The organism is Mycobacterium sp. URHB0021, from assembly GCF_054057895.1.
Map to the genome: position 1 here is coordinate 6,278,925 of NZ_JBSRZT010000002.1, position 13,332 is coordinate 6,292,256.

A 13,332-nucleotide genomic window follows, 5' to 3' on the forward strand; every position below is an offset into this window, starting at 1 on the left:
TATCAGATCCGCAGACCCCGGAAATATGCGTATATACCGAGAATCCAGCATGCCAAAGGGAACACCAAGCCAACGGCGATGTATTCGACGATCTCGACGCGGCGCCGAATCGTGGGCGAGAACTCCAGACCAGGAGCGATAATGCCGCAGAGGACGACTGCAACCGTCAAGGCAATCAGCGTAACTGCAGCGTTGACCTGCCAACTGTTGACGAAGGTTGCCGTCTTCGCGATGACTGCCAACGGAATCGCCAAGCCGCATGCGATCAGCGCGGCCGACTGAACTAGCCCGTGGTGGCTACGTCCACGCAGACAGAGCACCGTCGCAACAACGAACGCGAACACTGTGCCCTGCCAGTAAAAGCCGTTGTCGACATCCGCCACCAGATAACAACCGACAGCCGCGGTCAGCCCAGCGGCAGCCATGATTCCGGTCAGATATTCGGTCGCCTGCCACACTCGGTCGGTCATGCCCTCTTCATTGGGGATCACTTGCTTGCCGATCGCGTTCACACCCTCCACCGCAGTGCCGCCTTGGGTTTCGATGTCACCGAGGGGTTCGCCGGCCGTCGGAACCCGAGGTACGGGCACACTGGACAGCAGAATGGTGACCCTCGGCGCCATATAGACGACAATCACTGAAGCGGTCGTCAGGACCGCTGCAACAGACCGCGCGCTCAGACCAAACACCTCATGCGCCAAAGCGCCCGATGCGCCGAGAACGGCGACGGCAATCACCCCGCTGTACAGCGTCCGGCCCCGGCCAGTGATCAACAGCTGCACAAGGGCGAAAAGGGCGACCACGGCAAATGCCATCGGAAGTGCCTGCACCCCATGACCATCGGGCAGGATGTTTAGTACTCCGCCGAAGGTCAGCGGCATCGAAATGCCAGCCAGCAGGGCCGCAACACCGGGATCGCCGGATCGATACGGGAGGATGCATGCTGCGGCAACGCAACCGAGCGCGACCACAAGGGCAGCGATCGCAGCGCTCGAAACACCCGCCACCGAGGCAACCGTGACGTTGGGCAGCAGTACCGCCGCGGTGACCGACAGCGCGATGCCGAGCGCGAACCATCCCGCCATCCAGCCGTGTCCAGTGAACCATTCCAGGTGCCTGCCCACAGCGCCTGCCGTGCCTTCCAATTCGTCGACCAAAACCGACGATTCATTCGCGCCGATCTCGTGAACGACGAGCAGCTCACCGTCGAATACGCCGGCCTCGGCCAGTGACCGACCGGGGTCGAGTGCGACTCCGGTCAGTCTGGCGAAAGTCATTCTGCCTTCGGCGTTTTCGAACTCATGCTCACCGTCTCGCTTGATCAACTGCTGGTTTGCCAGATCGATGACGTCGTTGACGACTGCCGAGATGCTCACACGCGATGGCACCCCGACGTCGACCAGCAAACCCCCTACAAGAACGGTGATCCTGCTCAACTCGAGTTCGTCTTCGGGCTCGGCGTCAAGCCCCGGCCGGGCCGCGGGTGCCGTCATCGGATCTCGCCGATCCGCTTCGCGATTGTCACGCTGCGACAGTACCGATGCGCCGATTGGACATCCGGACGTGAGGATTGCGCTAGCGCATCTGCGCACCACACCGGGAATGTGGTCAGCGTCATATTCAGGTGATCGACTACTCGCGCCGTCGAATGAGTTTTGCCAGTTGAGCGGAGGCCGTATCGGGTCGACATTGAAGTCCACATCAACGCGGGAGGCGGCTTGGCTAGGCAGGGGTTCGCCCGGCGGCTTCGAGTAGCGCCGCCACGCATGCCCGGCGGCGAAGTCACACTGCAGTCTCCGCCTGAAGTACCGCGCATCATTCCTGGCAATCTGTTGGCAAAGCTGTTGCCGATTGTCATGTTGGTCGCCGTCGTCGGCATGGTCGCCTTGATGCTCACGGTGGGAGGCCGCGACGCCACCCGTAACCCCACCTTTCTCATCTTCCCGATGATGATGATCATGTCCATGGCAGGCATGTTCGCCAGCGGCGGCGGCAGAGGCGGCAAAGCAGCAGCCGAGTTGGACGAAGAACGCAAGGACTTCTTCAGCTACCTCGCCACCCTGCGCAATGACGCCAACGACACCGCCGAGGCGCAACGCGCCGCCCTGGAGTGGAGTCATCCGGACCCACGAACTCTGATCGAAGTAGCAGCCACACGCCGAATGTGGGAGCGTCGTCCGACCGACCACGACTTCTGCCATGTGCGGGTTGGCGTTGGCACTCACCGGCTGGCCACCCGGCTCATGGCGCCCGAGACCGGTCCGCCCGAGGACTTGGAGCCGGTGTCGACCGTCGCGTTGCGACGGTTTGTGACCGCGCATTCGGTGGTTCATGCCCTGCCAACAGCGGTGTCGTTACGCGCATTTCCAGCGATCTGGCTCAACGGGGACCGTGACCTGAGTCAGCAATTGGTTCGCTCGATGATTCTGGAGCTGTGCGCATTTCACGGCCCGGACCACCTTCAGGTCGCGGTGGTGACGTCCGATCCCGATGGCGAGAGCTGGAACTGGGTCAAATGGCTGCCACACGCACAGCACGCTTCGACACAGGACGGTTGCGGGACCATGCGCATGCTCTACCCGTCGCTGGAGCTCCTGGAAAGTTCGTTGGCCACAGATCTCGCCGAACGCGGTCGGTTCGCCCGTAATGCCCAACCGACACAGGGAGTCAAGCAGCTGGTTGTCATCATCGATGATGGGTACGTCACCGGCAGTGAACGACTTGTCACCGATGCCGGATTGGACAGTGTCACAGTCCTCGACCTCAACGGCACGCCAGCAGCCACCGCGGCGGGGCGCGGTCTTCAGCTAGTAGTCGAAGGCGATTCCATCGGGGCACGCACGGCTGCCGGCACCGAACGCTTTGCCAGCCCCGACCGCATGACACTCGTTGAGGCAGAAGCTACCGCACGGGCCTTCAGTCGTTTTCGTCCCGGCGGCGCCGCCCACATCGTGAACCTGGAATCTGAAACCCGTGCCAGCGATCCCGGCCTGATGGCATTGCTGAAGATTCCCGATGCCGCTGAGATCGTTCCTGAGACACTGTGGCGCAAGCCGAGCCCGCGCGGGCGCCTGCGAGTACCCGTGGGCTACACCCCGTCCGGCCAACCTCTCGAACTGGACATCAAGGAATCAGCTGAAAGCGGCATGGGTCCGCATGGGCTATGCATTGGCGCCACCGGCTCGGGGAAGTCGGAGTTTCTGCGCACCCTCGTGCTGGCGATGATCACTTCACACTCGCCGGAAATGTTGAACCTGGTGCTGGTGGACTTCAAGGGCGGGGCGACGTTCCTCGGACTGGAAGGTGTCCCCCACATCGCCGCGATCATCACCAACCTCGAAGACGAGCTCACGATGGTCGACCGCATGCGCGACGCGCTCGCAGGCGAAATGAACCGTCGACAGGAGCTACTGCGCGCAGCGGGCAACTTCCCAAACGTCACCGAGTACGAACGTGCACGTGCGAACGGTGCTGCGCTGGATCCTCTTCCCGCACTCTTCATTGTCGTCGACGAGTTTTCCGAGCTACTCTCGCAAAAGCCGGACTTCGCCGAGCTATTCGTCATGATCGGCAGGCTCGGCCGTTCACTGCATATTCATCTACTGCTCGCCTCCCAACGTCTCGAGGAGGGCAAACTCCGCGGCCTCGACTCGCACCTGTCGTACCGTATCGGCCTGAAGACTTTCTCTGCAGGCGAGTCACGTAGCGTGCTCGGTGTACCGGACGCGTATCACTTGCCGAGCGTTCCCGGCTCAGCATTCTTGAAATGTGACGCCGACGAACCAATCCGCTTCAACGCGTCGTACGTCTCCGGGGAATACGTCAAGCCGCGTCTCGCGCCGCGCACAGGCAGGACCTCGCAGCTGGGCGCTTTAGCACCCAAACTATTCACCGCCACGCCTGTTGAGAAGGACCCCGCACCGGTTGTGCCGGTCATCGACGCCGAAGAGATCGACGAGCCCGAAGTGTCGGCTTCACCGACAAAGACCACGCTGCTCGATGTGGTCGCCGGCCGGTTACGAGGACACGGCCGACCCGCCCATGAAGTGTGGTTACCACCGCTGGACGCCAGTCCTGCGGTCAATGCACTACTGCCGGAGGGAATCTGGCAGAATCAAGACAACCTCAACTGGGGACTGCGGCTGCCGATCGGCGTCGTCGACCGCCCCTACGATCAGCGCCGAGATGTGTTGCTGGTCGACTTGTCCGGCGCCAGCGGCAACATCGCGGTCGTCGGGGGCCCGCAATCAGGCAAATCCACCACGATGCGCACGCTGATCATGGCGGCCGCTGCTACTCACACTCCCGAACAGATACAGTTCTACTGCCTCGACTTTGGTGGAGGCACGCTGGCCAGCCTGGCGAACCTGCCCCACGTCGGCAGTGTCGCCGGGCGCATGGACGCCGACAGGATTCGTCGAACCGTGGCTGAGGTCATAGGACTGATGCGTGATCGTGAAGTACGGTTCCGGGACCTGGCAATTGAATCGATGCGCGACTTCCGTCAGCGCAAGGCCAGGTTGTCAGCGATGCCACCGGACGAGGCCGAACGAGACCCCCTCAGCCAGGACAAGTTCGGCGACGTCGTACTGGTCGTCGACGGATGGGCCTCGATCAAAAGCGATTTCGACATGCTCGAACCTGCGTTGCAGGCGATCGCTATCGGCGGCCTCTCGTATGGCATCCACCTTGCCGTCACCGCAAGCCGCTGGATGGAGATTCGCCCCGCGGTGAAAGACATGCTCGGTAGCCGTGTCGAGCTGCGAATGGGAGATCCCATTGACAGCGAAATCGGACGCAGATTCGCAGAACTCGTCCCGGTCGGACGTCCCGGCCGCGGAATGAACGCCCAGCACTTACACATCCTGGTCGGGTTACCGCGTCTCGATTCGAGTTCCGATATCGAGGATCTGCCGGCAGGAGTGGCAGACGCCTGTGAGGCGGTGCGGCAAAAATATGGTGACCGCCGCGCCGAGCCAGTCCGGATGCTGCCACACAAGATCGACCGCACCATAGTCGTCGAGGCCGCCCGTGAGGCCGGTGCTACCGGGAGCGCGAAGGTCGCGATCGGTATCGGTGAGGCAGATCTGGCACCGGTGGTAATCGATTTCGACACCCAACCCCATATGGTGGTGTTCGGTGACGCCGAATGCGGCAAGACCGGCCTCCTGCGCAACATCGCCACCGGCTTGATGGAAAACAACTCCCCGCAGGAGTGCAAGATCATTCTCGTCGACTTTCGCCGCACTCTTCTTGGAGTAGTCGACAACGACTATCTCGGCGGCTACGCCACCGCAGCACCGTCGTGCACCGAGCTGCTGACCTCGCTCGGGGAAGCGTTGAAGGAGCGTCTCCCACCGAGCGACATCACACAGCAGCAGCTCAAGGAAAGATCGTGGTGGAGCGGGCCGGATCTGTACGTGTTGATCGACGATTACGACCTGGTTTCCGGAGGCTCGCTGAGCAACCCACTCCAGCCGTTGATCGAATACCTGCCGCAGGCGCGGGACATCGGCCTGCGTGTTGTCATCGCCCGCCGAATCGGCGGGGCGGGACGCGCGTTGATGGATCCGATCATCGGGCGACTCAAAGATCTCTCGTGCAATGGCCTGGTGATGAATGGATCGAAGGAAGAAGGCTCAATCTTCGGCTACAGAGCTCAACCAATGCCAGCGGGACGCGGCATGCTCATCTCCCGGATCCTGGGAAGTGACGTAATTCAACTCAATCACATGCCCGACCAGTGACTGGCATGCGAGAAATGGCCGACCTGAACGGCTCTCAGAGAGTCTCGGCCGCCCCGGAACGAGTGCGCCTGTCAATCCTGGGCGCCCGTACTCAGGTAGACGTCTCGCTTCCGCAGGATGTGCCGATCGGCATCCTGTTGCCGGACCTGATGAGGCTGGTGCGGTCCCGCGAAACCACCGATGCAAATCTGTCGGAGGGCGCATTTCCCAAAGACGCCAACCGCACCGTCTGGTCACTGATCCGGCTGAGTGCACAAGCACCCCTGCAACTCACAAACACATTGCGCCAGGCGGAGATCGCCGACGGTGAACTGTTGCGTCTGACGTCCGAGCGCGCTCTGTCGCCGCCCACCCTCTACGACGATGTCGTGGATGCAGCTGCGCGCCTTAACAAAGCCGGCTATCCGAGTTGGAGCGCAACGGCCGCCCGGCGGATGGCTTTCGCCGGTGTGTACTTGGCGTCCGCAATGTGGGTGTATTTCCTGGTCGGTCAGGCCTTACGCCCGAATCGTCCGGCTTTGATGGGCCTCGCGGTCGTGGTGGCCTTGTCACTGGTTGGTGTGGCTGCATTGGCATACCGCTCCTATGGGCAATCGGATATCGGAGCAGTGATGGGATGGGCTGCGATCCCGATATTCTCGGGAGTCGGCTGGGCTGCGCTGTCGGGAACCGGCAGCTACGGATTGGCCGCCGGCAGCGCGGCAATGGTGGTTGTCTGCTACGCGGTGTTTCGGGCGATCGGCACTGGCCACTGGGGCTACCTCGGTGCCGGCCTCTTCTTCGCCAGCGGTTCCGGTGTATTTGCCGCGCATGCTGTTGGCGTCCCCGCGCCCGTCGTCGGCGCCGCAAGCGCAGCCGTCGCAACGCTGTGCTGCCTTGCCGTACCTCTGCTGAAAACCCGATCAGCTCGTCTCAGCCCATCAGCCGGAGAGCAGCGTGACAAAGGGCGGTCAGCTGACCCCTTCTCGCCAGACGAAAAAGACGAACCCGAACAGGCGGTTGCAGACTCACCTGCTGCGACAACGAACGTTTGGGAGCGCGTTCGGACTACAACGTTGACACGCGCAGGGATGTACGCCGGCCTGGCCAGCTCCGCTGCCGTCGGTGCTTCGATCGTCATGACGTCGTTGGCTGAAATCGAGTGGCCCAGCGTGGTGTTCGCCTCTGTGTGCGCGGCAGCATTGGGCATCTACGCCCAACGGGCGACGACGGCAGTCGAGCGGGCGGCCTTGGTCATACCCGCGTTCGCCGTCACCGTCTTGGCTTGCGCGTTGGCTCAGTCGGGTCGCCAACCCATGCCACCTGTCGCATTCGCGGTGCTCCTCGTCGCGACCGTCGCATCCGCCGTCGTCGCGGCGAAGCCGCCGACCGAACGACTAGCCAGGCGGGCCCGGACTGCTCTTGACTACATGACGTATCTCGCCACGGCCGCCGTGATTCCGTCGGCACTCTGGGCAGTGGGCGCCTACGCGCGTTTGGGTATCACGTGATGCGCTGGGCGTCGCTACTGCTCGTCATGCTGTTCACCGCAAGCGGGGCGATAGCCCCGGCCTGCGCAGTGGCGATCGAGCCTCCGCAGGTGCCGCCAGGCCCACCACCGATTGGCCCGGTAGCACCCCCGGGACCAACCGAACAGAAGGCCGTCTGCGGGGCGGGGGCGGTGTTTCCCGGTAGCCAGTTCAAGAACCAGACGATCGCCGACTCGATGCTCGATTACACCGGCGCATGGCAATTTTCGCGCGGCGCCGGACAGAAGATCGCGGTGATCGATACCGGTGTAATGCCCAATCCCCGGCTTCCAGGACTCCAGCCCGGCGGCGACTACGTCTCATCGTCAGACGGCTTGGTGGACTGCGATGCCCACGGCACACTGGTGGCCGGACTGATCGCCGCTGCTTCCAGCCCCGACGATGCATTCGCCGGAGTGGCGCCCGACGCAACCATTCTGTCGATACGACAGGCCAGCGGTGCCTATTCGGCGCAGGGAACCGGTGCGAGGCAGCATGACCCGAACGCCACCTCGCCGGGTTACGGTAATACACAGACACTGGCGCTGGCGATCGTCCACGCCGTTGACCTGGGGGCGACAGTCATCAATCTCTCCGAGGTGGCTTGCGCACCATTTGGTTCCGGCCTGGATGACGCCGCAGTCGGCCAAGCAGTCCGGTATGCATTCGAGCGAAACGTCGTCGTCGTTGCCGCCGCAGGCGATCTCGGCTCGGAGGGATTGTGCAGCGCGCAGAATGAAGTCCGAGATCCGAACCTCCCCCTAGCCGACGGCTGGCGCACGGCGCGCACAATCGCCAGCCCGGCGTGGTTCGGCGACTATGTCCTGACTGTCGGTGCCGTTACACCCGATGCCAGACCCAGTGAGTTCTCCCTCCACGGCCCATGGGTCGACGTAGCGGCACCCGGCGAGAGAGTGTCCTCGCTGAACCCCAGTGGTCTCGGGCTTGTCAACGCGTTCCCGGACGGACAGGGCGGGCTGGTACCGCTCAACGGCACTGGGTTTGCCGCTCCGTTCGTGTCCGGCGTCGTCGCCCTGATTCGGTCCCGGTTCCCGGACCTGTCGGCAGCGCAGGTGATGGACCTCGTCAAACGAACTGCTCATACACCCCAGGCGGGTCCCAACGCGGAGACCGGCTACGGCGTCATCGACCCGATCGCGGCGTTGACCTATCAGCTACCGACCGCCACCAGCATGGACGCTCCTCTCGCCGGCCAACCGATTTCCGGTCCGCCGACTCAGGATCCGAGCAGTCGCCGCATCCGCAATATCGTGCTCGGCGCAATCGGTACATGTATGGCACTGGCCGCCATCGCGGTCGCGGTGATCAAGAGGCCGGCTCAATGATGAATGCCGAGAAGGATTGAGGTACGACAGTGGCGACAAGTAAGTGGCCCGACGATGATTCGCACACCCCACGATCGGATCTGGACGACATCGACGACAGAGCGGCCAAATTGATGGCACAGATCGCTGCCCGACGGACGAAGAGGGTGGCAGCAGAGCCTGCCGAACCGGATGAGGATTTCCACACGGAGAAACAGCCCGAACTCGAGTACCCGCCTGCCAGCACCAACGAATTCGAATTCGAGGCAGTCGATCTCGAGGCCGCTGAGCCAGCCACTGACGATAGCACCGGCACTGAAGCCGACGAATCGATCACTCCTGAACCGCCTGAACCTGACAACGGCGCATTATCTGAGACCCGGGGTAGGCATCGTTCGACACGACGCATGGCAACGCCCCCCTGGCAGACACCGGGTACCTCGATGCGCCGGCCGGTACATGCTAGTCCTGATTTCGTCGAAAGGCTGACCGACGCGGATTCTCCGGATGACGATGGGGAGCCGGAGGTCAGTGACGAGCAAGCACATGGTCCCGTGCCGTCGGCACCTCCGGGATGGCCAGCCGGGATGCCGCCGCCACCCGTTGGTTGGCAAGCGCCGCAACCAGGTTGGCCGCCGATGATGCCCCCTCCCCTGCCGCCCGGCTGGCAGGGGCCACCGCCGTGGATGGCTCCGCCGGGACAGGGCTGGCCAGGTTATCCACCACGCGATGCGGCGCAACAGGCCGTCGACGACGACTCGCGACCCGCCGGGGACGTGCCGCGCCGAGGTCGCCACGCTGTTGATCAGTTGGGCGCGCGATCCTACCCACCTCCCGATGACTTCTCCGCGCGGCCGATGTTTGAAGAACCGTCGTCACTCGACGACGCTGAAATCCTCGCTCGCGATCACTACGTACCGACATCCGGTTGGCGACGTGCGATACATAGGGTCACCGGCGGTCGGCTCAATCCCGGAGTATCCCGCAAAGAGGGTGAGCTTCAGGACTTGCTCGAGCAGATTCGACAGCCCATCGTCGGCGACTTCCGGATCGCGGTGCTCTCTATCAAAGGAGGTGTCGGAAAGACCACGACCACTCTGGGGTTGGGCTCGGCGTTGGCCATGGTTCGGGCCGATCGTGTGATCGCGATCGACGCCAATCCTGACCGCGGAACCCTCGCCGAACGCGTGACGGACACGTCAACGATGTCCACTGTGCGAGACCTACTTCGCGATCCGAATATCAGGCGATACGCCGATGTGCGCCATCACACTCGATTGGCGACAAGCCGGCTCGAAGTCTTGGCGAGCGAACAGGATCCGGCGGTGGCGGAGATCTTCGGTGAAGCGGACTACCGACGCACGGTGGAAATTCTGCGCAGCTACTACAACGTGATCCTCACCGACTGCGGCACCGGAATCATGCACTCGGCCATGGCAGGTGTGCTGGATTTGGCGCACGCCATTGTGTTGGTGAGTTCACCGGCCATCGATGCCGCACGCAGTGCGTCGGCGACATTGGACTGGCTCGAGCAGCATGACCACGCCGATCTGGTCCGCGAAGCGCAAGTGGTACTCAGCGAGTCGCATCCGAGCTCGCCCACCCTGAAACTGGACAAGGTCTACGAGCACTTCGAGACACGGTGCGGATCGATCCACGTGATTCCGTTCGAGCCGCACCTCGCCGAAGGCGCCGATTTCGACTTCAGCCTACTGAGACCCGCGACGTTACAGGCCTATCTTGATCTTGCCGGTGCTGTGTCGGAGAAGTTCTCGCGACTGCGGGCACCGAATGAGCCTCGGCCTTGACACGATGGGCATCGATGTTGGGGCAGATGCTTATGGGCAGTTCATGGGGCGGTACTCGGAGCCGCTTGCGGACGCCTTCGTCGAATGGGCGGCATCGTTCGTCGCAGCGACGCGACATCGGCGCCCTGGCGCGCCGACGTCCGGCAGGGAGCCGCAGAGAAAAGCTGCCGCTCGGCGAGCAAAGCGTAGACGTCGCGTTGGCACAGCTGGTCGTGCACTTCATGGCCGATCCAGTGGCCGGATTACGGGAGATGGGACGTGTGGCACGCAGGACGGTCGCGGCGACTGTCTGGGACTACGGCGGTCAGGCGGGCCCGCTGAGCGTCTTGTGGTCGGCGGTGCGAGATGTCGACCCGACGTCGGACGGCGAAGGCGAGCGGGCCGGGACTCGTGAGGGGCATCTGGCCGAACTGTTCACTGCCGCTGGACTGACTCAGCTGCGGACGACAGCACTTACGGTCTTGGTCGGATACCGCGCTTCGACGAATGGTGGCACCCGCTCACGCTCGGGGTCGGGTCCGCCGGCGACTACGTTGCCGGACTGACCGACTCGGGCCGCGAGGCACTCCGGCCTCGATGCACCGAACTGCTTGCCGACGGCCCGTTCCAGGTTCATGTGCGCGCTTGGGCAGCCGAAGGGCGAACTGGTAAATAATCTGCACCACAGCATATTTGGACCCTGTATCCGGGTCTGCCGAAGGTCAGAGAGCTGCATGTCGATCGTCCCAGACATGTGACAAGGGCCATAATCACCGGCGGGATCGGTATGCCCATTCTGTGTCGTTTGACGTTCTAGAAATCGATCCATTGGTCATCTATACAACTTGGTGCTGTACACGCCCGCCGGATGTGCGCTTGTGCGCTACGAGCAGTCAAGGAGCATGCATAGCAAGCAACGGATAGGACGCTGTACCCCCGAACAGATTCGTAATCAGTTATGAACCAAGGAGAATCGTGCAACTTGCTACGCGCCCGTATCTGCTCGCCGGTTTCACCGCCACCAGCATTGTCGCTGCCGTCTCGGCAGTCCCGAACATCGCCACTCCCCTGCCGGGTGTGGAGTCGACTCAAGTGCGCCTGCTGGCCGCTGATTCGCAACTCAATGCCAAGATGCGTACCTTCCGTACCGCCGAAGCCAACGTTCTGGCGTCCCTCGTTGAGCACACCGCTACAGTCGTAGGCGATCTCGATGTGCGCTCTCGTGGCGCGATCGCGCACCGCGCAGCCATTCCCGGTATCGGTGCTGGTGTCGCAACATCATCTAACTGCGACCGCATTGGCACCCGTCAGGAGCCGCCACGATGGCGCTCGCAGCGTCGCGCCCGCTCCTTCAGCGGCGTCCCTCGATCGCTCCGACCTCGGCCCGCTGCTCAGGGATGTGGCCGCGTTCAATCTTGATGCAATCGGTCTGCCTTTCAGCCTGATTTCTACGCTGGCCGCGACGGGGGACATCGCGCTGATGTCGCGGGATTCTCCGCCGGTGCGCTGCCGCTCATTCAGCTCGAGAAGAATCTGCCACACCTGCTCGGCAATGTCGGACTCATGAAACGAGCTCTCAGCATCCGCCAAATCCGCCCACGCCGACACTAGGTCGTTGATCGACACGGGCTCCGGCATCCGACGTCCACGCACGTCGGCAATGAGCCGGTCTCGATGGGCGTATATCTCGCGGCCAATAGCAGCGGCGCGAGTGGGGCTTTTGAGCCACCGATCGAATGGCTCCAGCCGCTGGTCGGCCCACTTGACTTGCCCCGGGCTCACCAGATCGGATCCCGTCTCCTCGCGTACCAGATCGACCATCTCGTGAAGCTTCGGACCACGCAGTTCCGGCGCCGCGGCCGGACGCCCGGTCTCAGCAGGCTCGCGCCCACCCAGGCTCCGGTTGACCGTCGCCAACTCAGACTCCGTGCGCAACGCAAACTTTCACCCCAGCACTCTGCTCACCCACGAGTCGACCGGCATCGCCACGCTCCCATGACAACACCCGCCGACCAGGATTGGCATGCAGGTCGAAAAACACGACGTGTCCGTCGGCGAACCGATGCACACCCCCCTCATGCCCCACACTCACACCGCGCTGCAGCAAAATCAGAGCCGTACTGGAGGAGGTCGCAGATTCCGTGTGTCCACTCGCGGCGTGATCCGACCAATCGACCCGATCAAACCACGACGTCACACGCCCCGGTTCAGTACCAGCGGTCAACTGGTCCACCGGACGCGCACCCAGGACCGAGTCGTCACGGTGCCGACCTGTTGCGATATGAAGGACAGCGCAGGCCAGCCATGCCACCGACGCGGATACAATACCGCCGCAACTTGACTCAACAAGCTCACACACGCCATCGGATCGGTATGTGGGTCGCTGGCCGGGCGTACCCGCTCCACCCCAGCGGCGCTTTCAATGATCGTCGTCAGACCTGCAACATCCGCGCACTCAACGGGATCGTCGAGGTACTCCAACCCCGAGTCATCTGAGTCCACCGATGAAACACTGGGCTCGTCGACATGACACCGCCAGCGCACCAACCACAGCGACGGCGGAGTTGGGCGTGGGTCTCGGCGCTTGCACCGACCCCGCGACAACGCCGTCCAACGGGTGGGCGTGCGAGGTCGAACTCACCGAGGCCGCGCCGCCGCCTCGCGATGCACCGACAAAGGGAGGTACCACGACCCGGGTCTGCGCGTTATCGTCACGGGAACAGGCATCCTCGTCGGCCCACCGGTGCAGCGCATCACGGTATCGCCTGGGTGGGACATACCGTGCTGCGAGCCACGCCTCATCACGGCGGGCCAACCACGACTCATCATGCGCGCTAAGCCATTCGATCCCATGGCTGTCGCGCCAGTCCGTGTCCTGAGACCACAGCGCCGCGGCCATTCCTGGGTCCACATCGGCATCACTCGGCGGCCATGCCGTTCTGTTGATCGGGGGCCGAACCCCTCC

The 13,332-nt window shown here is 63.2% G+C and carries 5 protein-coding genes and 2 pseudogenes; 6 read left to right on the forward strand and 1 reads right to left on the reverse strand.

The window, feature by feature from the left end; all coding sequences use genetic code 11:
* Window positions 1–2: 2 nt before the first annotated feature.
* Window positions 3–1,493 carry a type VII secretion integral membrane protein EccD gene (gene eccD, locus ACVWWN_RS33270; protein ID WP_457147649.1) on the reverse strand — a complete coding sequence of 497 codons (1,491 nt, stop codon included), beginning with the start codon at window positions 1,491–1,493 and terminating at the stop codon, window positions 3–5.
* Window positions 1,494–1,766: 273 nt separating this feature from the next.
* Here eccD (ACVWWN_RS33270) and eccCa point away from each other — a divergent pair, with 273 nt between their 5' ends.
* The 6 genes and pseudogenes from eccCa (at window position 1,767) to ACVWWN_RS33300 (ending at window position 10,933) form a co-directional block, all read left to right on the forward strand.
* The gene (eccCa, locus tag ACVWWN_RS33275) at window positions 1,767–5,747 is read left to right on the forward strand and encodes a type VII secretion protein EccCa (protein WP_457147650.1); all 3,981 of its coding nucleotides are present in this window, start codon (window positions 1,767–1,769) and stop codon (window positions 5,745–5,747) included.
* 14 nt (window positions 5,748–5,761) lie between these two features.
* A complete protein-coding gene (gene eccD / locus ACVWWN_RS33280; protein WP_457147651.1) occupies window positions 5,762–7,237 on the forward strand; it encodes a type VII secretion integral membrane protein EccD in 1,476 nt (491 codons plus the stop codon).
* Window positions 7,237–8,601: a type VII secretion-associated serine protease mycosin gene (mycP, locus tag ACVWWN_RS33285; protein WP_457147652.1), complete on the forward strand. Its 1,365-nt coding sequence runs from the start codon at window positions 7,237–7,239 to the stop codon at window positions 8,599–8,601. The genes eccD (ACVWWN_RS33280) and mycP overlap by 1 nt, the downstream gene beginning before the upstream one ends.
* 482 nt (window positions 8,602–9,083) lie before the next feature.
* Window positions 9,084–10,388, forward strand: a pseudogene (locus ACVWWN_RS33290) (nucleotide-binding protein); the annotation flags it as partial.
* A gap of 32 nt (window positions 10,389–10,420) precedes the next feature.
* Window positions 10,421–10,606, forward strand: a pseudogene (locus tag ACVWWN_RS33295) (hypothetical protein); the annotation flags it as partial.
* Between the two features lie 3 nt (window positions 10,607–10,609).
* On the forward strand, window positions 10,610–10,933 hold the full coding sequence (locus ACVWWN_RS33300; RefSeq protein ID WP_457149497.1) for a hypothetical protein: 324 nt from the start codon (window positions 10,610–10,612) through the stop codon (window positions 10,931–10,933).
* Window positions 10,934–13,332 lie beyond the last annotated feature (2,399 nt).

Coding starts and splice junctions, on each gene's coding strand:
- eccD (WP_457147649.1), bottom strand. CDS start 1,493: ATGACGGCACCCGCGGCCCGGCCGGGGCTTGACGCCGAGCCCGAAGAC.
- eccCa (WP_457147650.1), top strand. CDS start 1,767: ATGCCCGGCGGCGAAGTCACACTGCAGTCTCCGCCTGAAGTACCGCGC.
- eccD (WP_457147651.1), top strand. CDS start 5,762: ATGGCCGACCTGAACGGCTCTCAGAGAGTCTCGGCCGCCCCGGAACGA.
- mycP (WP_457147652.1), top strand. CDS start 7,237: ATGCGCTGGGCGTCGCTACTGCTCGTCATGCTGTTCACCGCAAGCGGG.
- ACVWWN_RS33300 (WP_457149497.1), top strand. CDS start 10,610: ATGGCCGATCCAGTGGCCGGATTACGGGAGATGGGACGTGTGGCACGC.